The sequence below is a fragment of the Paenibacillus sp. J22P15 genome (genome assembly GCF_056269345.1).
On record NZ_JBWDNT010000023.1, the window covers coordinates 35,093 to 59,687 of the forward strand.

24 protein-coding genes and 1 riboswitch are annotated in these 24,595 nt (G+C 46.6%); all 24 genes read right to left on the reverse strand.

From position 1 onward, the window contains the following. Positions 1-129: 129 nt before the first annotated feature. The 24 genes from AC0YN6_RS26590 to AC0YN6_RS26705 all read right to left on the reverse strand — a co-directional run bounded on the left by AC0YN6_RS26590 (position 130) and on the right by AC0YN6_RS26705 (position 24,590). A complete protein-coding gene (locus tag AC0YN6_RS26590; RefSeq protein ID WP_475750774.1) occupies positions 130-420 on the reverse strand; it encodes an RNA-binding S4 domain-containing protein in 291 nt (96 codons plus the stop codon). A gap of 3 nt (positions 421-423) precedes the next feature. Beyond that, on the reverse strand, positions 424-696 hold the full coding sequence (locus tag AC0YN6_RS26595) for an HU family DNA-binding protein (RefSeq protein ID WP_053373361.1): 273 nt from the start codon (positions 694-696) through the stop codon (positions 424-426). Between the two features lie 180 nt (positions 697-876). Next, positions 877-2,373 (reverse strand): bifunctional methyltransferase/pyrophosphohydrolase YabN, encoded by a 1,497-nt coding sequence (gene yabN / locus AC0YN6_RS26600; protein ID WP_475750776.1) that lies wholly within the window; start codon positions 2,371-2,373, stop codon positions 877-879. A gap of 491 nt (positions 2,374-2,864) precedes the next feature. After that, positions 2,865-4,901 carry a putative polysaccharide biosynthesis protein gene (locus AC0YN6_RS26605; protein WP_475750778.1) on the reverse strand — a complete coding sequence of 679 codons (2,037 nt, stop codon included), beginning with the start codon at positions 4,899-4,901 and terminating at the stop codon, positions 2,865-2,867. A gap of 127 nt (positions 4,902-5,028) precedes the next feature. Then, the gene (spoVT, locus tag AC0YN6_RS26610) at positions 5,029-5,571 is read right to left on the reverse strand and encodes a stage V sporulation protein T (protein WP_475750779.1); all 543 of its coding nucleotides are present in this window, start codon (positions 5,569-5,571) and stop codon (positions 5,029-5,031) included. 354 nt (positions 5,572-5,925) lie between these two features. Further along, positions 5,926-6,102 carry a type II toxin-antitoxin system antitoxin gene (locus AC0YN6_RS26615; RefSeq protein WP_475750781.1) on the reverse strand — a complete coding sequence of 59 codons (177 nt, stop codon included), beginning with the start codon at positions 6,100-6,102 and terminating at the stop codon, positions 5,926-5,928. Between the two features lie 11 nt (positions 6,103-6,113). After that, positions 6,114-6,986, reverse strand: coding sequence for an SPFH domain-containing protein (locus tag AC0YN6_RS26620; RefSeq protein WP_475750782.1), 873 nt, complete (start codon positions 6,984-6,986; stop codon positions 6,114-6,116). Between the two features lie 171 nt (positions 6,987-7,157). After that, positions 7,158-8,231 carry a peptidylprolyl isomerase gene (locus AC0YN6_RS26625; protein ID WP_475750784.1) on the reverse strand — a complete coding sequence of 358 codons (1,074 nt, stop codon included), beginning with the start codon at positions 8,229-8,231 and terminating at the stop codon, positions 7,158-7,160. Positions 8,232-8,302: 71 nt separating this feature from the next. Then, complete coding sequence (gene mfd, locus AC0YN6_RS26630) at positions 8,303-11,830, reverse strand: transcription-repair coupling factor (RefSeq protein ID WP_475750786.1); 3,528 nt, start codon at positions 11,828-11,830, stop codon at positions 8,303-8,305. A gap of 111 nt (positions 11,831-11,941) precedes the next feature. Next, on the reverse strand, positions 11,942-12,172 hold the full coding sequence (locus AC0YN6_RS26635; protein ID WP_475750788.1) for an anti-sigma-F factor Fin: 231 nt from the start codon (positions 12,170-12,172) through the stop codon (positions 11,942-11,944). Positions 12,173-12,235: 63 nt separating this feature from the next. Further along, the gene (gene pth / locus AC0YN6_RS26640) at positions 12,236-12,796 is read right to left on the reverse strand and encodes an aminoacyl-tRNA hydrolase (protein ID WP_475750790.1); all 561 of its coding nucleotides are present in this window, start codon (positions 12,794-12,796) and stop codon (positions 12,236-12,238) included. A 185-nt stretch (positions 12,797-12,981) separates the two neighbouring features. Beyond that, positions 12,982-13,632, reverse strand: coding sequence for a 50S ribosomal protein L25 (locus AC0YN6_RS26645; protein WP_475750791.1), 651 nt, complete (start codon positions 13,630-13,632; stop codon positions 12,982-12,984). A gap of 509 nt (positions 13,633-14,141) precedes the next feature. Then, entirely contained in the window at positions 14,142-15,539 is a 1,398-nt protein-coding gene (gene glmU, locus AC0YN6_RS26650; RefSeq protein WP_475750793.1) for a bifunctional UDP-N-acetylglucosamine diphosphorylase/glucosamine-1-phosphate N-acetyltransferase GlmU, read from the reverse strand. A 265-nt stretch (positions 15,540-15,804) separates the two neighbouring features. After that, on the reverse strand, positions 15,805-16,086 hold the full coding sequence (spoVG, locus tag AC0YN6_RS26655) for a septation regulator SpoVG (RefSeq protein WP_028609566.1): 282 nt from the start codon (positions 16,084-16,086) through the stop codon (positions 15,805-15,807). A 130-nt stretch (positions 16,087-16,216) separates the two neighbouring features. Beyond that, complete coding sequence (locus AC0YN6_RS26660; RefSeq protein WP_475750796.1) at positions 16,217-16,615, reverse strand: RidA family protein; 399 nt, start codon at positions 16,613-16,615, stop codon at positions 16,217-16,219. A 49-nt stretch (positions 16,616-16,664) separates the two neighbouring features. Then, entirely contained in the window at positions 16,665-17,492 is an 828-nt protein-coding gene (gene purR, locus AC0YN6_RS26665) for a pur operon repressor (RefSeq protein WP_475750798.1), read from the reverse strand. Between the two features lie 82 nt (positions 17,493-17,574). Then, positions 17,575-18,429, reverse strand: a complete 855-nt coding sequence (gene ispE, locus AC0YN6_RS26670) for a 4-(cytidine 5'-diphospho)-2-C-methyl-D-erythritol kinase (RefSeq protein ID WP_475750800.1) — start codon at positions 18,427-18,429, stop codon at positions 17,575-17,577. A gap of 137 nt (positions 18,430-18,566) precedes the next feature. Continuing rightward, a complete protein-coding gene (locus tag AC0YN6_RS26675; RefSeq protein ID WP_475750802.1) occupies positions 18,567-18,752 on the reverse strand; it encodes a small, acid-soluble spore protein, alpha/beta type in 186 nt (61 codons plus the stop codon). 189 nt (positions 18,753-18,941) lie between these two features. After that, positions 18,942-19,217, reverse strand: a complete 276-nt coding sequence (gene veg, locus AC0YN6_RS26680; protein WP_053373389.1) for a biofilm formation stimulator Veg — start codon at positions 19,215-19,217, stop codon at positions 18,942-18,944. A 275-nt stretch (positions 19,218-19,492) separates the two neighbouring features. Continuing rightward, the gene (yabG, locus tag AC0YN6_RS26685) at positions 19,493-20,377 is read right to left on the reverse strand and encodes a sporulation peptidase YabG (RefSeq protein WP_475750804.1); all 885 of its coding nucleotides are present in this window, start codon (positions 20,375-20,377) and stop codon (positions 19,493-19,495) included. A gap of 70 nt (positions 20,378-20,447) precedes the next feature. Beyond that, positions 20,448-21,374, reverse strand: coding sequence for a 16S rRNA (adenine(1518)-N(6)/adenine(1519)-N(6))-dimethyltransferase RsmA (rsmA, locus tag AC0YN6_RS26690; RefSeq protein WP_475750806.1), 927 nt, complete (start codon positions 21,372-21,374; stop codon positions 20,448-20,450). A gap of 7 nt (positions 21,375-21,381) precedes the next feature. Continuing rightward, a complete protein-coding gene (gene rnmV / locus AC0YN6_RS26695) occupies positions 21,382-21,927 on the reverse strand; it encodes a ribonuclease M5 (protein WP_475750836.1) in 546 nt (181 codons plus the stop codon). Between the two features lie 124 nt (positions 21,928-22,051). Next, positions 22,052-23,200, reverse strand: coding sequence for a ubiquitin-like domain-containing protein (locus AC0YN6_RS26700; RefSeq protein WP_475750808.1), 1,149 nt, complete (start codon positions 23,198-23,200; stop codon positions 22,052-22,054). Between the two features lie 250 nt (positions 23,201-23,450). Further along, a riboswitch (cyclic di-AMP (ydaO/yuaA leader) is annotated at positions 23,451-23,632 on the reverse strand. A gap of 184 nt (positions 23,633-23,816) precedes the next feature. Further along, positions 23,817-24,590, reverse strand: a complete 774-nt coding sequence (locus AC0YN6_RS26705) for a TatD family hydrolase (protein ID WP_475750810.1) — start codon at positions 24,588-24,590, stop codon at positions 23,817-23,819. Positions 24,591-24,595 lie beyond the last annotated feature (5 nt).

Below are 24,595 nucleotides of genomic sequence, written 5' to 3' on the forward strand. Positions count from 1 at the left end.
ATAGTCCTCCAAGTTTATAACCATGATTTATGAGGTTGAAACGGGAGAATCCCTAAACATATAAAAGCTGCTTATTTGAACATAAAAAAAGACTGCCTTCAAGTATTATGCTTGTAGGCAGCCTCGTTGTTATTGCGATTGTTCCCAGTCGAGCGTGTTCTCGCGCTGGCGTTGTTCTTCTTTCACCAAGGTATACAGCTCTCCGGCTTCATCCTTACGGGTCGTCTCCGCAATTCGCTCAACGCGAATGGTTACGATTTTTTGACCGTATTGGATTTGGAGCTCATCTCCGACTTTGACGGCGCTGCTTGCTTTCGCTTCGCGGCCGTTGATCCATACGCGACCTTGCTCGGATACATCCTTCGCAACAGTACGGCGCTTAATCAATCGGGATACCTTAAGAAATTTATCTAAACGCATAAATTATTGGATAGCTTCTTTCAATTTGTTACCTGCTTTGAATGCAGGAACTTTTGCTTCTGAAATTTCGATTGGAGCGCCTGTTTGCGGGTTACGCCCAGTACGTCCAGCACGTTTGCGAGTTTCAAAAGTACCGAAGCCGATCAATTGTACTTTATCGCCACCTGCAAGTGCATCTGTTACTTCGCCCAAGAAGCCGTTAAGAACTGCTTCTACGTCACGTTTAGTCAAACCACTTTTTTCTGCAATGTTGTTGATCAAGTCTGTTTTGTTCATTATAATTTCCTCCTAATTTTTAACCAATATTTTTGGTCGACGCTTGCGGCGCCGCCTTTACTTCCCATCTTTAACACTCACGAAGAATACTTATTCTGCCTAGCAGCAAATAAATCCTGCCGCTAATTGAAAATTTTTTGCGATTGTTGCGGAATAAAGGCGATTCATGACGAATTGAATCTAGGATTGACGCTTTGCCTCTTCCCACCAACGATCCATTTCTGTTAAATCAGTCTGGTCAAATTGTTTCCCACTTATACGAAGCTGTTCCTCAATATACGTGAATCTACTGCGGAATTTTTTGTTCGTGCGAGAAAGCGCCTCTTCCGGATCAGCATGGATGAAGCGTGAGGCATTGACGACTGCAAACAGCAAATCACCAAGCTCCGAAGCCTGCTCCTCTTCGGATTGTGAAGCTATCGCTTCGCGCAGTTCGGCGAGCTCCTCTTCAACCTTGGCGAGCACTGGTTCCAGCTGGTCCCAATCAAAGCCTACCTTAGCCGCTTTTTTCTGAAGTTTATAGGCTTTCATTAGCGCTGGCAAGTCTGGTGGAATGCCATCCAGCACAGATGGACGCAAAGCATCGGTCCCTTTCAACCGTTTCTCTTCAGCCTTCATCTGCTCCCAGTTGACTAGCGCCTCTTCGGAGCTGCTAGCATTTACTTCCCCAAATACATGCGGGTGGCGGAATATAAGCTTCTCGTTAAGTGATTGTATCACATCATAGATGGAAAATGCGCCAGTCTCCTCTTCCATTTGGCTATGCAGCATCACTTGCAATATAACGTCGCCAAATTCCTCCTGCATACCGTCAGGATCATCATTATCGATCGCTTCGAGCGCTTCGTAAAGCTCTTCGATGAAATTTTTGCGAATGGACTGATGCGTCTGCTCACGATCCCAAGGACAACCATCAGGACTGCGAAGGATAGATACAATTTCATGCAGTCGTTCAAAGGAACGATTGCGGAGCGCTGCATCCTCAGAGCGCGGTACCCAAATCAACGACAAATTGCCATATCCGGGCGTGCGATCAAGCTCATACAGCGGAACGCGAATAATCTGCTGCTTAGAGGCGACACCAAGAGCATGTCCAACCACAACCTCATAATCATCTGGATAGCGCTCCATAAGTGCAAGCTTAACATCAGATGCCGTGAAGGCATCATACACCTGTCCGATCAATGTATGCAACTGCGGCTGCAATAAGGACGGCTGCAGCTCCGCGGCATCGAGCAGTGCAAAACCTTCAATGGGATCGATGCCTAAGCTGACAAACGCTTGATCTAGAAAGCTCTCGCCGCCGATGATTTGCAGCTCAATTCCCGCTTCAGGGCATTGTTCACGCAGCAGTTGAACTGTACGTTCGGCAACCATTGGGTGCCCAGGAACTGCATAAACTAGCGGCTCATCAACATTTGCACCCATTGCCTTTGCTTCGGCAACAAGCGTCGTTGCAATTGCTTTATACACTTCGGGAAATGAGTCATGCTGTTCATATACCGCGTCAAACGAGGTATATTCAATGCCGATTTCTTCAAGCATCGACATAGCAGGATGATCTGCCGTACGGACATAAATACGCTTTGCTGCTTGCAGCCTGCGCCAGACGCCAAGCGTCATTTGATCCGGATCACCCGAGCCAAGTCCAACAACAGTAAGATACGGGGTTGCCATAGTGGGAAAGCCTCCTTAACAATTCATTCGTATTATAGTCAAAATTTAATGGAGTACCTATGATGCCATAAATATTTACAAACCTCGTTCGTCTATGGAATGCTGCGCAGATTAGAATATTAATCAAAAAAAATCATATCTACATTTTTCTCCAAAAAGTAATAATGGACCAATTTAACAGAAACATCAACATCGTCACGCAAAAATGTTTCTTAATCGCGTTTGCGCCATTAGCATATCATACTGGTCAGCCATAACAGAAACCGTCATTCTAACAGGAAAGCCTCACGATATTGCAGCTGCACTAGAAGGAATATCCTATTAAACTGGAAATTATCCCTCTAATTTCGACATAACTACTGTTCTTGTAGAAAATGAGTGAATTGAACAGGAGAAAATGCTGAAAATAACATATTAAGGCTTTCGTTTCAATATATTTACTGTTATGAAACGGGAGAAATAATAGCGCTCTGCGCCGTTAACTCGCGGCTTTAGCGCTCGTCCTTCGCCGGCGGAATAAGCCGCCAGCGCTGCAACCGGGCGGCCAGCACGCCGCCGCCCGGCAACGCGCGCAGTTCGCGCGCGCTTATAGCGCCGCCGCGCAAAGCTGCGGTGCCAAAGGCGCAAGCGCCGACGGCAACGCACGTCAGCGCAAGCGCAGCTGCTGCCGCCCGAGGCGGCAGCCCGCCGAACGCGGCGCTCAGCGCTCGTTCGGCAATAAGCAGCGTCGCGGCCATGACCGCGAGCGCAAAGATCGTGCCTGCAGCCGCTCGGCCTAGCGAAGGCTGCTCGCCTTGCACTCGCTCTTTCCCCGCTGCACGCTCACGCTCCCGCAAGCGCTCTTGCTCTAGTTCTAGCTCTCGCTCTCGCTCTCGCTCTCGCTCTTGCTCGTACTCTCTCCCTATCCCTCGTCCTTGCTCCTGCTCATACGCTTTCCCTTGCTCCAGTCCACGCTTTCGCTCTTCCTGCCGTCTACTCTCAGTAAGCAAACTCATTGCAGCTTCACGCTTGCCTGTGAGCGAAGCACCAGCTCTCGCTGCTGTGTAGCGCACCGCGACCATGCCGAGCAGTGCAGCAACGCTTAGCGACGCCACTCCTGCAATTGCCGCTCCTTCAATCCCATACGAGGGCACCAACACAGCGTTAATTACACCTTTAAGCAGTGCCGCAACAAGCAGCAGCACAGCCGGAATACGTACCGATCCCAGTCCCTGAAGCAAAGAAGCCGTGACGGCATTCACACTTCCCGCAAGTGCGGTGCAGCCAATCAAAGCAAAAGCAATGGTGCCCTTGGAATCCTCGTACAGCATAACATTGAGCGGCTCCGCAAGCAGCACCAAGCCGATAGCTGCCGCTGCGCCGATCGCCCACGCCGCCCGCTCGGCAAGCGAAAGCTGAACCCGCAGCTGTCCATACGCTCCTCGCATTCTGGCCAGTGCTATGCTTGGCACAATGGCTGCCGCGGCGGCTCCGGCTACCATTACAACAAGCTGTACGAGCGGCTGGGCCCTGCTGTATATGCCAAACGATGCCATTGCAACAGCCTCTGAAGCCCCGCCCGCCTGCAACAATCTAGGAACCATAAAGGAATCTACGACACCGATTACAGGCACGACAACCGCCCCAAGCGCAACTGGCAGCGCAATAGCTGCAAGCTTTCTCATCTCTGCCCCTATCGCTCCTGCCATCCGGTTAAGCCGTTCCCCGCTGCGCCTGCGCCAAGAATAGACTGCAAGCAATAATAAGGATCCACACGCTCCGAAAGCTGATCCACTCATCACGCCTGCTGCCACAGAAGCATCTGCCCAGCCTGCCGACCAGCTCAAAGCAAGAACAAGCAGCATTACGCCCACTCGAATCATTTGCTCGACAACCTGTGATGCTGCAGACAACCCCATCAGCCCGAGCCCCTGTGAATAACCCCTTAACGCCGCAACGAACGGTGCCAGCAGCAGCGCGAATGAAACCGCCCGTATCGCACCAGCCGTTTCCACATCACCAATCCAGCCTGCCACTTGGCCCGCTCCAGTCCACATCAAGCCAAACGAAAGGATTCCCGTCACACCAAGCAGCAGCAGCGCTGCGTATAACGTTCGCCTAACGCCTTCCGCATCCTCTCCCTTGCGGAGTCTTTCTGCAATAAGAAGCGATACAGCTGTCGGCAATCCTGCGGTTGCCAGAACAGCAGCGAGCTGATAGAACGGATAAACGGCATTGTATATGCCAAACACACGGTCGCCTGCAAGATTTTGCAGCGGTATTTTTTGAAAGACGCCAATCAGCTTAGACAGCAGTGCCGCGCCTGCCATGAGCGCAACGCCGTTCATCAATAATTGCTTCGAGCCGCGCTCTAGCCGAACTCGTCCTTCCTCAGGAATGACAACCGCAGCAGACTGCAGCTGTACATCATCCGTCTGCTGCGGGCTTGCTAATAATTCAGCCTCCACCTCAGCTGTATCCGCTCTTTCCTTGCTCGCCCGCTCCGGCATTTCTGCCATTTGCCCTCTTTTCCCCGGCTTGCGGTTCATCCTGTTCACTCCTGCCCATCATGCGATTAATATTGGTAACTATTATACCTTACAATCGCAAACGTTGAAAAAGCTTCCCCAATCGAGTGTTTTCTCGATCAAAGAAGCTGTGGTTTTTTTTTGTTGATTACTGCTCCATCTGCTTGGCTAGAAAGCCCGCTGCCGTCTCAGCCATTTTCGTTTCCATTGTAGACATTTTAACCGACTCATCTTTGCTGAGCAGTACGACTGTACCGATAGGGTCACCGCCAGCAATAATAGGCGCAATGACGAAGGATGTGTACGTTTCTTGCGTATCCTTCACAATCTCAAAAGCACCGCCGTTTGTTTCAGCCTGCGTCTTGCGGTTTTCCATACAGCTCTCTAGAACAGCACCCACCTGCTTATCAAGCAGCTCTTTCTTGGATGCGCCGGCTACAGCGATTATGCTATCCCGATCCGTGATCAATGTAATGTGATTCGTACCCTCAAATAGAGACTCCGCATATTCCTTAGCAAAGTCGCCAAGCTCGCCGATAGGAGAATATTTTTTCAATATAACTTCGCCATCACGATCTACAAATATTTCTAGAGGGTCTCCCTCGCGAATACGCAGTGTACGGCGGATCTCCTTCGGAATCACCACTCGCCCGAGATCATCGATGCGACGTACAATTCCAGTTGCTTTCATTTCTTGTTGCCCCGCTTTCCTAGAGGATTTTGAATCGACTGGATTCTTGCAGCTTGTTTATAACGAAGAAGAAACTTCCTTCAAAAGATTTTGAATCTGACCATAGTATTCATCCGCTCCCAATTTCTTATACACGGACTACAGTTCAAGCCAAACGTTCCATCTCTTTGTGAAAAAGGCTGTCGTTTCGAAACCCAGCCTTCATTTTTACGCTTCCCCATGCTCCTTTTTCAGCATTCCCCATTTCTCCCTTTTGCTTGCATGAGAAGCCTATGCTTATGATTTGTTTTCCATCAAAAAAAAAGCGGTCATCGAATAACTCGATAACCACCCCTGCTTTGCTAAAATTAAACTTCATTCCTGTTGTTCTTTGCTCGTTTTTTTGAGCCTGCCTGCTTTGCCGAGCGCTTCTCTGAGCAAAAATTCAATGTGCCCGTTGACGCTGCGGAATTCGTCTGCGGCCCATTGCTCAAGAGCACGATGGATATCGGGATCCAAACGAAGCGGAAATGCTTTTTTTTCTTTTGCCATAATGTCAGCCTCTAACCGTACAGAGTTCCCGTATTAATGACTGGAGTTGCAGCGCGATCGGATACAATCGCCACCATTAAATTGTTCACCATTGCCGCTCTCCGCTCATCATCCAAGCTGATCCCGTTTTCCTCCAACTGCCGCAGTGCCATATCCACCATACCAACCGCACCTTCAACAATTTTGGAACGTGCCGATACAATCGCAATCGCTTGCTGACGCTGAAGCATTGCACTAGCGATTTCCTGAGCATAGGCCAAATGAGTCAAACGTGTCTCAAGCACTTTCACACCGGCAACTGCAAGACGATTTTGCAGTTCTTTGCCAAGCTCTGCCGCTACCTCATCCGCATTGCCTCTCAACGATGGGGCTGCGTCCGAAGTGAAGATATCATAAGGATATTGCGCGGCAATATGCCGAATAGCGGTCTCGCTCTGGATTTCTACAAAACGCTCATAGTTATCAACATCGAAGCTTGCTCTCGCCGTATCCATTACTTTAAATACAACGACTGCGCCAATCTCTACCGGATTTCCTTCAGCATCATTGACCTTAAGCGTCTGACTGTTGAAGTTGCGTACTTTGAGTGAAATATTAACCTTGTTCGTAAGTGGAAGCACCATCCATAGACCACTTTCAAGAACAGATCCCATATACGTTCCAAAGAACGTAACCACCTTCGCCTCATTCGGCTGCACTATCATTAGAGATGACAAGCAGATCGCTGACAGCAACACCAGAAATGCGCCAATCGCGATAACAAATACCGATCCGCTATCCTTCGACAACTCAGAAATAATTAGAAATATACCGCCGGCACCTGCAACTACCGCAATCAGCAGCGCCAAGTAACCACTCACATACCAAGCTTTTTTTTCGTTCATCAGAACCCATCCCCTCGCGACTTATTATTTATATTGTTTTGATATAAAAATGATATCACTTTTTACAAATATAAGCAATTGTTTTTATGATAGATTTTATTACATTTATTAAACAAAAAAAGACCCTTTAACCAGCGATTGGCTAAAGGGTCTACTTTGTTGGTTTTACACTTATTTCGCTGCAGGCGCTTCTGTAGCAGGTGCATCTGTAGCCGGCGTTTTTTCTTCACCAGCTGGAGCATCGCTTGCAGGTGTGTCACCTGCAGGAGTCTCTTCTTCTTCTTTAGGAAGCTTAATAACGATTTCTTGCTTCGGAAGCTCTTCCTCCATGTATTTACTCATGTGAGTGGAAGCAATGGTTCCTCTTACTGCATCTTTAACTTTATCGCTTAATTTATCGAATGTTGGCGCATCACGCTTCTCAACAAGAATTACATGGTAGCCAAAATCAGTTTTTACCGGATCACCGATTACACCAACCTCTTGCTTATAGGCAGCTTGTTTAAATTCCTCAGCCCATCCGCCGTTCAGTTGATCTGCATAAAGACCGCCTTTATCCTTGGAGCCTGGATCTTCAGAGTATTCCTTGGCAATTGCTGCCCAGTCTCCGCCTGCTGTTAGCTTGTCTTTCGCTTCTTTTGCACGAGCCAAAGCTTCTGCATCCGTACGAAGCTCTTTCTCTTCTTGCGTAGCTGGATCTGTTGTTTTTGTTTGTACCAAAATATGACGAACAGAAACAGTGGCATAGTTTATGCCGTTCTTCTCATATTCCGTTTTCATTTCTTCGTCTGTTACTTTAGAGTTCATATGAGCAACAAGTTTTGCAGTCATTAGCAAATAGTTTTCCATATCTTTGTCTTTAACTTTCTTTTTATCTACAGCAGCTTTTAATTCCGCGTCTTGAGATAGCGCTGTTTTATATTCTTTCATTTGCTCTTTTACTTCTTTTTCAGCCTTTTCTGTTGCTTCTTTAGAAGCTTGACCGCTCAATATTTTGTATGAAATATACTGTTGAAGCAGTTGCTCCTTAAATTGCGGTACTTCAATAATTTGCTCATAAGCAGGTTGCATAACCGTGAATAGATCCAAATACTTGTTGAATTCCTTGTCCGTTACATTGCCGCCTTTATAGGTTGCAACTTCTGTCGTTTTGGCGCCGCATGCCGCCAACGTCATGACCAGCATTGCTGCCACGATAAGCATTGCGCCTTTGCGCCATGCCGATTTGCGTGAACTGTGTAACATGTTGAATCCCCTTCCATTATATGAACTAGGTATTATTGTATCAGAAAAGAGGCTTATAAAGCGAATATTGTCTATGGCGTTACATTTTGCAATACGTTCTTATGAAGCAGAACTCCTTGGTACGCTTGCAAAAATTGCTCGATCATATGAATCTTCTGCTCCATATTTAAACCCTTGCCCCGCAGCATAATTGATGGGTTCGGCTCTTGCTCGCTTCCTTGCTTAAAGCGGTTCTCATGCTTCAGACAAAGCTGATCAACCTTCTTGCGATCAATTCGGCTCTTCTCATTCGCTGCAAAACGAAGCAGAAGGTCGTCGCCTTTGCCGCTTATTTGCTCAATTCCGTACATTGTACCGTAGACCTTCATTCTAGCCACTGCGAGCAGATTGCTTACCGCTTGCGGCAAATCGCCAAAACGGTCCACTAGCTCATCAATCACATCATCTGCCTCTTCAAACGTTCGTACAGCCGCCACTTTTTTATAAATCTCAATTTTTTGGATACTGTCATAAATGTAATCCGAAGGCAAATATGCATCAATACTGACATCGATAAGCGTGCTAACCGGCTTCTCTTCTTTGACTTCTTCTCCGCTCATCTCCGCTTTGCGCTTCGCGATCTCATCGGCAAGCATTTGTGAATACATGTCGAAGCCTACTGAGGCAATGAAGCCATGCTGCTCCGCCCCAAGCAAATTCCCAGCACCGCGAATCGATAGATCGCGCATCGCTATTTTGAAGCCTGAGCCTAGCTCTGTAAATTCTTTGATGGATTGTAGACGTTTCTCTGCGACTTCCGTAAGCACCTTATCCCGTTGGTAAGTAAAATACGCATAGGCAATACGATTTGAACGTCCGACGCGTCCGCGCAGCTGATACAGCTGAGAGAGCCCCATTTTGTCCGCATCATGAACAATGAGTGTATTTACGTTCGGTATATCCACACCTGTTTCAATAATGCTCGTGCTTACTAGAACATCCGATTCACCATCAAGGAAATCAAGAATCGTCTTCTCCAGCTCCTGCTCCGACATTTGTCCATGACCAACCGCAACTCTAGCACCCGGAACAAGCGCATTGATTTGCTCAGCCATTTGATAGATGCCTTGTACACGATTATATAAATAGTAGACTTGGCCGCCGCGAGCAAGCTCGCGCTCTATCGACTCCCTAACTAGGGACGCATTATATTCCACTACGTAAGTTTGCACAGGGAAACGATTCTCCGGCGGCGACTCAATAACCGACAAATCCCGAACGCCAAGCATCGACATATGCAATGTTCTTGGAATCGGTGTGGCGGTCAGCGTAAGCACATCCACATTCGTTTTCAGCTTCTTCAGTTTTTCCTTATGCGACACGCCAAAGCGCTGCTCTTCATCCACGATCAGAAGTCCTAATGATTTGAAGATGATATCCTGCGACAGCAAGCGATGGGTACCAATTACCACATCAACCGTGCCGGCTTTCAATCCCTTCATCGTCTCATTCTGTTCCTTACGAGAACGGAAACGGCTTAGCACCTGTACATTAATCGGATAACCTGCAAAACGCTCACGGAACGTCTCATAATGCTGCTGCGCCAAAATAGTCGTCGGCACAAGCACGGCTACCTGCTTGCTGTCCATGGCTGATTTGAAGGCAGCACGGATAGCCACCTCTGTCTTTCCATAACCAACATCGCCGCATAGCAGACGGTCCATTGGCTGTGTTTTCTCCATGTCCTTCTTAATCTCTTCGATCGCTCTCAGCTGGTCACGCGTCTCGTCATACGGGAACATCGCTTCGAACTCATTCTGATACGAGGTATCTTGCCCGAAAGCATATCCTGGCGCCGTCTGCCGCTCTGCATACAGCTTGATCAAATCATCAGCAATATCCTGGACCGAAGCTTTTACTTTGCTCTTCGCTCTTGTCCATTCACTGCCGCCTAGCTTATTAACCTTCGGTTCTCTGTCTTCGTTACCGACATACTTCTGAATCATATCTACTTGCTCGATAGGAACAGACAGCTTATCACCGCCGGCATAAAGAATGTGCAAATAATCTTTATGAATGCCCGCTATTTCAAGTGTCCCAATGCCGACATACTTGCCGATACCATGATTATGGTGAACGACATAGTCCCCAACCTTTAACTCGGTATAACTCTTGATTCGCTCAGCATTATCTACATTTTTGTTCGTTTTGCGAGCTTTGCGCTGTTTTTGCGAGAACATCTCGCCTTCCGTAATAATAACCAAATGAGCGGACGGCAGCTCAAACCCTGACTGCAAATTACCCTCTAGTAGCGTAGGCATCTCAATGCTATAGTCGTCGAGAACACGGCGCATACGTTCAATACGCTCTGCATTACCCGCAAGCATCATCACTGTAGCACCCGACTTGCGCCAACGCTCCATCTCTGACTTGAGCACATTCATTTGTCCATGAAAGTTTTGCATTGAGCGGCTGGTCATGTTCAAAATATTTTGCGGCTGCGAATGCGGAATTTGCCTTAAGAATAAGGACAGAAATAGCGTTGGAAATGGACGATGGTGTAAAATTTCTTCCGTGTCACGCGCTAGTGTGAAGTCAGGAAGCGACTTGCCGTTTTGCATCAAATGCATCGACCATTCCGCTTCGTCCCGCTCCAGCTGCTTCGCTGTCTCTATTAAACGTGTTGGCTCGTCTAGAATGAGCAGAGTATCCTCCGGCATATAGTCGAGTATCGTTTGGCGCTCTGGATATAACAACGAAATATATTTATAAATTTCCGGGAAATAAACATGCTCGCGCAGCTTTTCAATCTCTCCACCCAGCTCTGTGCGAAGACGATCCTTGGCAGTACGATCCGTCATCTTGTCGAGCTGCTTCTCTAGCAGACGCTGTGCATGATTCGCAGCAGTCTCCATGCGATGGCCATTCGCGAGCAATTCTTGACTTGGCGGAACGACAAACGACTCTAATCGATCAGAAGAACGCTGGTCCGCGGGATCAAAGGTACGTATAGAGTCAACATCATCTCCGAACCATTCAATCCGATAAGCCAAAGCAGTCGTTAACGGATAAAAATCTACAATGCCTCCGCGCACACTCATCTCACCGCGTAATTCAACGCGATCAGATCGCGTATAGCCGAGTGCAGTCATTTGCCGCAGGAAATTATCAATCGGCAGCGATTCGCCAACTTGGACGGCAATCTGTGCTTCTGCCATCACACTGCCTATAGGCAAATAACGACGTACCCCTGAGAAGGGCACGACAATAATCCCGCGATAGCCTTTGGACAGCTTGATCAGCACATCCATTCGCTGCGCCAGCGTCTCGGGACTCGAGATCGCCGCTTCGGCAGCAACCAGCTCATTAGCGGGATATAACAATACATTTTCAGAAGAAAGACATTCCTGCAAATCCTCAGCGATCTTCTGTGCAGAGAACATATTATGCGTAACTACTAGCATAGGACGCTCAACATCCTGCTGCAAAGCCGCAATGAGTACTTGCCTGGAAGAGCCTGCGAGCCCAGATATCATCTGTTCGCGCATGCCTTTACGAATACCGGATATAACGGACTGAACGTCCGTATCCGCGGCAAAAGCATTAATTAAAGCTTTCAACTTTTGCGACACCCCGTTTCTATAAACAATCGGAGAGTGATATGATCGCTCCCTGTACATTGAAAAGAAGCCTCAGCCATCCGCTAAGGCTCACCTATTATTCACTTTACGTCATTGAAGTGGACTAGCTACCAAATGAAGCTCTGGATTCGCATCAATAGCCTCGCGGCAATAATCGCAAACCACTTTTACGGTTACATCTCCATTTGGGTTATACGCTATTATATCGCTGCGCTCTTCGGGGGTCAAGAAATGGAAGCCTAATTGATGCTCCGTTATATTTGATCCGCTAAGCGACCCCATTGATGTTCTGCAATGTCGACAAATATAGTTTACTGACATATGTATGCCTCCTGAAGGGTAGTTATATCCTTCAGTATGCCCGCAATCTCATTTTCTAACAGATTATCGGTTAAACTTTGCCATCGTCTCTTCGAAAGGTGCCTTCAATCTAAACTCAATCGCATCACACGCATCTGAGACCATAGCTGACAATTTATCATGCTCACTCTTCGGAAAGGAGGAGAGTACATAGTCTGCGATGTTCATGCCCGGCTGCGGACGAGAAATACCCATACGAACACGGTCAAACGTCTGCGTACCCAAATGCTGGATCAATGACTTAATACCGTTATGACCGCCTGCACTGCCTTGATAACGAAGCCGCAGCTTTCCAATCTCCGTATCGAGATCATCATAAACGATTAAGCCATCCTGCACTTCAGCCTTAAAATAGTCCAGAAACGACCTCACAGACTCCCCAGACAAATTCATATATGTCATCGGTTTAATAAGGACAACTTTCGTGCCCTGCACGTTGCCTTCTCCGATTAAAGCTTTGCATTTATTTTGCGTTACACTAATTCCCCAACGTTTCGCCAGCTCGTCTATCACCATAAATCCGACATTATGCCGTGTGCCTTGGTAAGCTCCGCCGGGATTTCCCAATCCTGCAATCCAAATCATTACTCGATTCACTCCTTTACGGACAAATGTAACATAATCTATTACGAGCGTAAACCTGATAAAACTGTATGGAGCAAGTACACTCGCACCGCAAACAGCGATATTGGCAAAAAAACAAAACGGCGCCGCCCTATTTAAGGACGACGCCTGTTAAGCATGTCATTGCATCTCACATTGAAGAAGGACTACAGGCTCTTAACGCCTTCAAGCTGCGCTTCCTTGGAGCGTGATTCCGCCTCGATAAGCTCCACAGCTGCATCTGCGGCCTCTTCGGCTGTAAGCTCCTTCTGCGGTGCCAGAATCGTCGCCACAACTTGATCAAGCTCAGCAACCGACTCAACGCCGCCCGGCAGCTTCAAACCGCCTACAAGGATGCTGCCACCTATTTCGAGCGATGATATATCAACTGTAATGGCATCAGGAATGTTATTCGGCAAGCATTGCACCTCAAGCTCATGCAAAACCATCTGCAATATGCCGCCCTCACGCACACCCGCCGAATCGCCTTCTGCATGAATCCGAACATTTGCACGTACGTTTTCATTCATATTAATTTGATGGAAATCAACATGCAGCACTTGACGGTTCAAAGAATCACGCTGAACCTCTGATATCATCACCGATGTTTTTCCTTGTGAAGGAATATTCATTTCAAGCACAGCGTTGGGATTAGAACGCAATAAAGCCTGCAGCTCTTTTCCATCCACCAGCACTTGCGCTGCATCATTTATTTGCTTGCCATAAATGACACCTGGCACTTTCCCTTGGAGCCGCAATTGGCGCAACTCACCTTTCGTCGTGCTAGTTCGTTGATCCGCGTTCATAGCTATCGCCATATTGATTACCTCCTAAAGTTTTTGTGAAGCAAAAACTCACTTCGTAAGCATACGCTTAGTTTTTGTGAAGCAAAAACTCGCTTCGTAAGCATATACTTGGTTTTTGTGAAGCAAAACGTGATTTCCCTATAACTTACCCATCCCAGACAAAAACTAAACTTTAAATCGATTATTTTTATCTAACTCTGCCACTACTCTTTCAACCAAAACCAACCTTCCTCCACTGCGCTAGATTGTACTTTATGCAATAGAATAGCCTCGAAAAACCGACGCTTTTCAGTACAATGTACTTTGTGCAATAGATTAGGCTCAGCTAGTTCATTTCCCGGTCATACGTGCACATTCTAATGCATTTCTGCATTGTAGACCCTGCCCCCGATGCTTTGAAAGGCATTATGCTGTATAAAGTGCAATGTACGCCCAAGCGCATGCTCGCAAACAAAAAAAGATGCAGCAACGAATTCATCATCGGAATTCGTCACTGCATCTTGTATTTCAACAATTGTAGCTTATTGCTGTTTTTTATCTTTCTTTGCTTTGGCACGTCCGCGAATTTTATCAGCATAGCCCGGTTTGTTTACTTGACGCTCGCGCGCGATGGCAAGGTCGCCGGCCGGCACATCATGCGTAACTGTAGAGCCTGCAACGACATAAGCGCCATCTCCAATTTTTACAGGAGCGATCAAGTTGACGTTACTGCCAACGAAAGCATTATCGCCAATCTCTGTCACAAACTTATTGAAACCGTCATAATTGACCGTAATGGCTCCGCAGCCGATATTTACGTCTTTTCCTACCTTAGCGTCCCCAACATAGCTTAAATGCGATACTTTACTGCCATCGTCGAGCGATGCGTTTTTTAGCTCAACGAAATCGCCGACTTTACAACCTACACCGAGCTTAGAGCCCGGACGCAAATTAGCATAAGGGCCTACTGCGCTTGTATCGCCAACAATAGACTCGGATATCACCGAATATTTTATTGCAACACCATTGCCGATTGTGCTGTCCGTAATATCCGCTTGAGGACCAATCTCGCAATCTTCTCCAATTACAGTTGAACCGCGAAGCACTGTTCCAGGATAGATTACGGTATCCGATCCGATTTGAACGCCTGCTTCAATATAAGTGGATGACGCATCAATTAATGTAACCCCGCCAAGCAAATGATTGCGGTTAATCCGGTCCCGCATAAAGCGCTCTGCCTCAGCAAGCGCAACGCGATCGTTTACGCCGATCGCTTCCGCCACATCAGATGTGCAATAGCCTTGTACCGATTCTCCCGCTTCACGGAATATTCCGATGACATCCGTCAAATAATATTCACCTTGTGCATTGTTGCTCGTTACCTTTGCAAGTGCAGCAAACAGCTTCTCGTTATCGAAGCAATACGTACCCGTATTAATTTCTTTAACCGCTGCTTCTTCAGGTGAACAGTCCTTTTGTTCAACGATCCGTTGAACGGTGCCATCTTCACCTCGAATAACACGGCCATAGCCAGTAGGAATATCAAATGCAGCCGTTAGCACCGTCGCAGCAGCACCGCTAGATGTATGAAGCTCAAGCATAGCTTTAATCGTTGACGCTTGAACAAGCGGTGTATCGCCGCAAATAACGATAGTTGTGCCTTTTTCACCGCCGAGCAGCGCTTCCGCTTGAAGTACTGCATGACCCGTGCCTAGCTGTTGTTCCTGCAGCACGTACTCTGCACCATCACCCAAATACGATTTAACCTTTTCTGCGCCGTGACCAACAATTACAACTGCACGCTCTGCAGCCGCTTCCTTCACAACATCAAGCACATGACCAACCATCGGCTTGCCGCATACCGGATGCAGTACCTTATATAACTTCGATTTCATTCGCTTGCCCTGTCCTGCAGCAAGCACAATCGCCATAACTTTCAAATGAAAGACCCCCTAGACCTGCAATATATGATGTATTTTTTATAGCTCACTATGAATAGCATAATCATGGCGCAATCTTAATAAGCACCACAGACCATCGTGTTCAAATGAAAACAACATTACATTCCATTATACGAATATGTTGCTCTATTTCCAAGTATGATCGCTCAGTGCTTCTCCCAGCACTTACAAACCACCTCAAAAAAAAAGAGAAGAGAGCCATAGCTCCCTTCTCCGCTCAACCCCAAAAACCTAAAAGTAGTGCTTAAGCTCCTTCTTCAATCGCAACTTCTTCAGCCGCGCGCTCGTATTCTGCGAGCACAGCAGCCTGGATTTTCTCCCGGGTGGTTGAAGAGATCGGATGAGCGATATCCCGAAACTCTCCATCCGGAGTACGTTTGCTTGGCATTGCAACAAACATACCATTGTTTCCATCGATGACACGAATATCGTGAACAACGAATTCATTATCAATAGTAATGGATGCGATTGCCTTCATACGCCCTTCGGAATTTACACGGCGGAGCCTGACATCAGTAATTTGCACTTGTGTTCACCACCTTTGTCTATCAGAGACTTGGTGTATACTTCCACGTTTTCGTGCCAATTCCTTCTAGATTTTTGGTAAAAACATACTCAATTTAAAATATTTTTTTTAAATTGAATCTTTTTCGTTTTCATTCGACAATTGTCGATGAAATGACCTCTATTTCGACAAGAACATCCTTTGGCAGCCTTGCGACCTCCACGGCCGAACGAGCCGGTTTATGCTCTCCGAAGTAAGAGGAGTAAATTTCATTTACCGTTGCAAATTGATTCATATCTTTCATAAATACGGTCGCTTTTACGACATCCTGAAAGCTGGCACCTGCAGCAGCAAGCACGGCCTCCAAATTGCGAAACACCTGGTGAGTTTGCTCTTCAATGCCGCCATCTACAAGCTGCCCTGACGCATCGAGCGGAATTTGTCCTGAAGTGAACAATAATCCTCCGAGCTTAATCGCTTGCGAATATGGTCCGATCGCCGCAGGAGCTTTGTCCGTAGCGATCACTTGCAATTGTTGATTTGTTGTCATGATGGTCCCAGCCTTCCTAACAAGATGTTATTGGCACTGATACACGTATCTAAACTTTAAAATAGTTTCCCGGGATAACGGTCGTTTGCTTCGTCTTCATATCAACAGCAGTCAACTTAGCAAGCGATACATAATCCTCTAGAAGCCGTTCCTCGAGTTCCACTTCGCCTGACTCAACAAATACGCCAACGCCAGCAACGATAGCTTTAAACTCGAATAACAAATCCATCATGCCCTGAATCGTTCCGCCTGCCTTCATAAAGTCGTCAATAATAAGGACGCGTGATTGTTCCTTAAGCGCTCTACGCGCTAATGACATCGTCTGAATGCGCTTGGTTGATCCTGATACGTAGTTAATACTCACCGCGGAGCCTTCTGTTACCTTATTGTCACGACGCACGATAACGACCGGGATGTTCAAGCACGCAGCTGTTGCGTAAGCTAGAGGTATCCCTTTCGTTTCTACGGTCATAATGACGTCAATCTTCCGGTCTGCAAACGCCGTTGCAAATATTCTGCCAACATCTGCCAGAAGCTCTGGTTGACCTAACATATCTGTTATATACAAATAACCGCCGGGAAGAACCCTTTCAGGCTGCTCTAACTGGCGGCATATGCTTGTCATAATGGTAAGAGCCGTTGCTTCTTGCATCTTAGGCGTATATTTTACTCCGCCTGCAGCTCCTGCAAGTGTATGAAGCTCGCCGATACCTTCTTCCTCAAACACTTCTTTAATAATCGCCAGATCCTCACTTATTGAGGACTTTGCCGATTGATATCGATCAGCAAATGCTGTCAGTGAAATTAACGTGTGGGGTCGACTTAACAGGTATTGGGTCATTTCTACCAACCGCGAGCTCCGTTTCAACTTCTTCAAACACATCTCCCCCCACCAAATCCGAATATTATAATGCCAATATAACATTTTTATACGGATTTAATCAAGGAGTACGCCAGTCCTATGTGAGCATTCTTACCACATAGACCTCTTTGCAAAAGCCACGGAGCCCATTGTAAATACGAGGAAGTTTCGCTTCCTTCGATACGAGGCCGAATACAGTAGGTCCACTTCCAGACATGAGGACACCATCGGCACCAAGACGAATCATGCTTTCCTTCAGCTGCATAACCTCAGGATAAACGTCCAGCGTAACCTTCTCGAGCACATTACCAAGACCATTGCATACATCGGCAAAAGAACCGCGCTCAAGCGCACCAACCATATTGGAGATGGATGGATGCTCTTTAAGCTCGTTTGCACGGAATCTGCCGTATACGTCAGCCGTGGACACATTAATCGGAGGCTTGGCCAAAACAACCCAGCATTGCGGTGGGTTAGCAATATGCTCAAGCTTCTCTCCGCGGCCGCGAGCAATCGCTGTGCCGCCTGTCACGCAGAATGGAACATCAGACCCTAGCTCTGCGCCTAGCTTGCATAACTCATCCTCAGGGATCTGTAGCTTCCATAGGCGGTTTAACCCTCGCAGAGCAGCAGCAGCATCGCTGCTTCCGCCGGCGAGCCCAGCAGCAACAGGTATCTTTTTGTCCAAATGAATATATACGCCTTGCTTTACATCATAACGGTCTTTAATAAGCCTAGCCGCCTGGAAAGCTAGGTTCTTCTCATCTAACGGTATGTATCCGACTTGGCTTGAAATAATGATTGTATCTCTAGGTAGCTCTTCCATTTCAAGGCGGTCAGCAAGGTCAACCATTGTCATGATCATTTCGACTTCATGGTAACCGTCATCACGCTTGCGGAGTACATCGAGTACTAAATTAATTTTTGCAGGAGCTTTTTCATAAATTTTCATCTGATAAGTTCACCCGTTCGTTCGTAAGCTTAAGCATCATTATATCAAACCAACGCAATAAAAGCTAAGAGATGACAATCGAATGTTTTTCGACTGCCATCAACTTAGCTTTTTCATGAGCATATATGAGTTGTTCCTTAAGGTTGATTCGTTTTGGCAGCAGCCTGTTCTGCAATCTGTATCGCGCGTTTCACCATATTTCCGGCATCCTTCGCTCGTATGCTGCCCCAGCCCTCTTGCTGTACCGTATCATAAAACCCAAGGTCCTTAGCAAGTTCATATTTCAATTCCTCAGACATTACTCCGCGTCTTCTACGGCTCATTCCCATTACCTCCAATTTCGAATTTACAACGATTTAATCAAAATATACGGCTGTCACTATTGCACAGGTAGTATGCTTCAAATCGAAATGGGCCATTCACAGTTTCACAACCTGCATATCAATTTAAAAGCGCAAAAAAAAAGCGCAGATGCTGTCTGCGCTAACATGCCTCACTAGGCGTTATATAATCTATTGTTGTAAATGGGCGATTCGGACTTGACCTTCATCATTGCATACGGTCACTTCCACCGACTCGGTAAGTATATCCGCATAACTGTACGAGACACGCTTAAAGGCATGTTGCTCTTCATCCAGCTTAACAATGAAAACAGAAGGGTAGGTTTCTTCCAACGTACCGGTGCGTTCGATGGTCTTTCGTCGTCCACCGTTCGCTCGAAGACGGATTTTGGAACCAACATGAGCTTCCAAGCTGCGTTTAATATCCAATAGCGCATTTTTTGCCATTGTCCACTACCACCTCTTTCCTTGTCCATTATAACCAAAAAGAGGGGGGTTGTCAAACAAAGCAAAATATTATATCAGTCGGAATATTTACTTGTCAACGGTGATTTCACCCATTTTTTAAAAAACCATACATAACTATGAAAAAAATATACATATTAAGAAGTTGATTCAAATTAAGTGTAACATTTGAAGCTGTTTTGGCGTCAAATAGACATTCGTACTAGTATTGCTTATCGTTTTTAATATTTGTAATTTGTTGTCATGCTGCTTCCTTGTTACTGCTTCAATACGGAGGAGGGGGCTGTAATCTTAGGCTTTGGCAAACCAACACGGAAGCGTCCCATGGTCTCAATACCGCCAACTCCATCGATTCCGCTTATCGTACCGTGAATGACATCAGCTAAGTTTATCGTATCCTTGATCGATGTATAGCTTGCTTTAATTGCTATATATACAGGATCTAGCGCATGGATCAATATTCGTCCAGGCGAGCTTGCAAAGTTAGAGCCTACCTGCAGCAATGCTTCGAAATGAGATTGGCAAGCACCTGCAATAACGATCAAACCGTCGCGGTTTCTTTCATACTCCCTGGTAACGCGAACAGCATTAACAAAGTGTTGTGAGTTTTTATAACTGCTTAAACTATACAGATCCATTGGCACACGGCTTTTCAGTACGCCGTCATGGCCAGTTATCACGACGATATCCGGTTGAATTTGCGGCAGCAGCCGATACAGCACATCAGCCATTTGAGATTCATGTACATAAAGACCATGTGAAGGCACTTGCATAGTATTGTACAATTGCATGCTCTTCTTCAAATAATTGCTGTCACCATCCAGATGAAGTACTTTTCCTGGCACTTCAAAAAATGGTTGACTCTGTTGCAGCGCATGCCGAATATGCTCTTCGTTCTCAACCGCCTGACGTTCCCGCTCAGAGTGCATACGTTTTAAGGAATTATTCACTTTGATCCGAACTTCCTGCACTGCACTTGTCGTTTCTGGATCGCGTATGACCGACAGATCAGGAATCGGAGCATCCGCTAGCAATCGGTAATCCGTGCCTTTCAGAACGGCAGTATGTGTACGAATAGCCTCAACCTTAAATAGCACGTCACCGCCATATGATTTGCGGACGACCAGGTCCCCTTGCTTCATGGGTAAATCACCTCTTCGTCTATCCTATGGGCGGAGCGTGCGAATGGTGAGTATTTTATGATGAAATGGCCTAGCTTCTCCAGCCGGCCTCCAGCATGCTTCGGCTAATCCGAGCAAATTCCTCAAGCGATAACGTCTCACCGCGTCTTATAGGGTCAATGTCGTTGCTTAAAAGCATTTCCGTTAATGCTTCGCGGCGTTCTTTGCCCACAAAAGCAGTTAAATTGTTAGCCAATGTCTTCCGTCGCTGCGCGAAGCTCGCTTGTACCACTTTAAAGAAATGGTCCTCATCAGGCACATCAACTGCAGGCTTTTCACGGATCGATAACTTAATGACTGCCGAATCTACATTTGGCTGCGGAATAAACACCGTATGAGGTACCATACAAACGACCTTAGGCTCACAATAGTATTGAACAGCAACACTAAGGCTGCCATACTCTTTGCCGCCTGGCTTAGCTGCCATCCGCTCTGCTACTTCCTTCTGGATCATGACGACGATATGCTCAAGCGGCAGCTTCTCTTCAAGCAGCTTCATAAGAATCGGCGTAGTTACATAGTAAGGCAAGTTGGCGACGACACTGACGCCCGAAACATCTGCAAACTGCTCTTCAAACAGCTGCTTCAAATCAAGCTTAAGAACATCACCATGAATAACGGTAGTGTGCTCCTCGCCCTCTAATACATCTTTCAGAATCGGAATAAGCCGATTATCGATTTCGACAGCTGTCACCTTTCCAGCTGCTCTTGCAAGCCGCTGTGTAAGCGCGCCAATACCGGGCCCGATTTCAAGCGCACCCTTAGTTTCATCCAGCTCAGCTGCCGCGACGATGTTATTCAAAATATTTTGGTCAATCAGAAAGTTTTGTCCTAAACTTTTTTTGAAGGAAAAGCCGTACTTCGCAATAATTTCTTTGGTGCGTTTGGGCGTAGCCACTTCGATCGAGGGTGATTTCACGTTTTCTTTGCTTATCTCATTCTGCTCTTGACCACTCATTCAGCTATCACTCCAATTCCTTTTCCATTTGATGGAACGCTTCCGCAAACTCTGCTTTGGATATACGAAAGCTTGTACAGCGCTTATAAAACTGCTTACCGTTGGCATAACCGATCCCAAGCAGCTTACCTATAACCAATCGGCGGTTAGCCGCATCTGGATGTATGATTAGACCCGCTTCCATTAAGTCTTCCCAGCTAATCTCTCCCGCAACATCCTCTGACTCTGTACGCAGTTGTGAGAGCGCCATACGAATCGCTTCAGGACTCGCATTTTCAATTCCGATATCACCTTTGTACAAAGCCATCTCCTGTGGTAAGAAGGCATGCTTGCACCCTGGCGCATGACGTGCAACGATTTTCCGAATACGTTCACCCGCATGGTCAGGATCTGTAAAAATAATGACACCGCGACGTTCGCTTGCCAGCGCGATTCTCTTCAGAACATCCTCACCGATTGCGGAACCATTCGTCTCTATGGTATCTGCATCCACCGCTCTTTTTATTGCAACTGTATCGTCTTTACCTTCAACGACAATGATCTCTTTGATCACCAAGATCATTCCCTTCTACATAAACTTTATTAGACCCGCAAACACGCAAAAAGAAGAGGCATTGCCTCTCCTTATGATGGCATATTTAATTAATAATTGCGATAAGATGATGGTAGCACCATAACTAGCTTGCTGTAGGTTTATTCGGCCCCAGCACATATACGGTAATGCCTTTCTTTCTGCCGAACTTGTTCGCAATCTTTGTACTATCAAAGTATACGTCAATTTTGTTGCCTTTAATCGCACTGCCTTTATCCTCGGCACGGCGGAAACCGATTCCTTCAATATACACCCACCAGCCAATAGGAATAACCTTCGGATCAACAGCAATCGTCCGTCCCTCTTTCACACGGGTCCCTGAAGCGGTAATCCCGAATTCCGGATGACTTTCATCCTTGCCTGTTGAAGATAGGCCAGCAGAATACGCAGTTAAAGTAACATTTTTCATTACTTTCTTCGCCTTAAACGTTACACCGCTCTTCGTAAGCGACGCAATGCTTTGGCTCTTATTCGAGAGAACCGATACCTTAGGCTCTTCCTTCTTCGTTCCGATGGCGACAACCTGATTAATTGCTGGTTTCTCAACAACCTTGCTGACCATCTTCTTTGAAATAAGGACTCCATCCTCGTACTGCTTCTCGACACTCTCTACGATAAGACCTTCTTTGCCGGGTTGAACGAGCTTTTGCTTACCCGCTTCCAGCGTTGGATCATCCTTCTTCACAATAGAGAATGGCATTGCACGTTCTGTCTCCGCTACCTTCTTATCGACACGAACTACCGTTACGGTCAATTCTGTATCCAATACGGTATGAAGCGGAGGTATAACTTTATCTTGACCACGAACTGGAATATGTAATTCCTCGATCGCTGCCTGCACTGTTCTCTCTGTCGTATATACAGTAGAGGTCTTGCCATCAGCCTTCACAATTACCGGTATCGCATGAGTTACCTCGATACGGTCTCCGTCCTTTATTGCCGCATTAAGCGGTATGGACACCTCATCATGTGGTCCAATTGCGATAGCTTGTTCATCCAGTAGGCGTTGCAGGACCCATTGCTTCGTTTCCACAACGGTTTCTTGTCCGTTCACTACTACGGAGACGCTTTTGACAGCCGTTCCGTACAACAACACCAAAAACATGAAAGTCATAGCGATTGAGATAGTAGCACTCAAAAGAATCAAACGCAAGTTTTCACGCTTCCATCGCAATGCGAAAGACATGCTGGATGATCGTTTCCCATGGGTGTCCTTAACCTGGATTATTCCCACTTCATCGGTCCTCCTTCATAGCCCCGCCGCCAAGTGTTACGCATGATACAACTGACGCGACTATAGTATATTGGCGTGCAAGCACGCAATCCAGTACTTCTATCAGTCCTCCCACCCCCATCTTTTATCCCTATGTCGACAAATTCCCGATTATTCGAAAATAAAAAGAAGCCGTCGACAGAGGATCTGTTTCGTGGCTTCCCGGTTAAATGATTACACTGGGATACGGCAAAATGGATGCACGAGGTTTGATCACTCTCTATAAGCGCTTGCGAGGTTAGCTGACGGGTTCGGGCAAGAGAGTCGCCCTATTCGTTACACAATGCTCATGGCAAAGGCTTCGAAATTCACCCCTGAAGAATTCAAAATACGATACATCATACCGTACATGGTTCCCCCGCTCTCCGAATGGAGATTAAGCGTAAACTGGAAATCCAATACAAAATTTTAAAGCTCTGAGTTGAATCATACCCTCATACGAGGTCAATTGTAAAGATACGATAAAAGACGATTTAAGCGAAAAAGCAGGATAAAGACGGAAAAAATTAGAGATTTTCGATATAAAAATCACTTTTTACGCGATAAAGGTCTCAATATCTCTTGATCCCTCTCGTTTTTAGACAATCCCAAAACATTTACGACCGTTTTCAGTCGTAATTGCGCCTATTTCCTCTACCGATTTGCCTAATAATTCAGCTGCTGTCTCCGCAACCAGAGAGACGAAAGATGACTCATTTCGTTTCCCTCTTAAGGGGTGAGGAGCTAAATATGGAGCATCGGTTTCGATTAAAATTCGGTCGAGCGGAACCTGTTTTAGCACCTCTTTGGGTACCCTTGCATTTTTGAAAGTTACAGGCCCTCCGAACGATATGTAGAAGTTCATATCCAGACATCGCTTAGCCGTTTCCCAGCTGCCAGAGAAGCAGTGCATGACCCCGCCAACCTCTGCCGCATTCTCCTCTTGCAAAATGCGGATAATATCCTCATGAGCATCGCGATTATGAATAACGATTGGTTTGCCTACTTTGCGAGCTAGACGAATTTGCTCACGGAATACCCTTTGTTGCACATCCCTTGGTGAAGTATCCCAGTGATAATCAAGTCCAATCTCACCGATGGCTACCACCTTTTTATGTGCACATAGACGTTCAATCCATTCCAAATCCTCTGGACGCATATCTATGCTGTCAACGGGATGCCAGCCGACAGCTGCATAAATAAAATCGTATTGCTCCGCGAGCGCCATTGTCGTCGGAATCGTTTCACGGTTGAAGCCAATATTGAGCAGCAAGTTTACACCTGCATCCTTCGCCCGCTGAATCACCTCGTCGCGATCCTCATCGAATTTACTTGAGTCTAAATGGGTATGGGTATCAAAAAGTAATGTCATGTTGA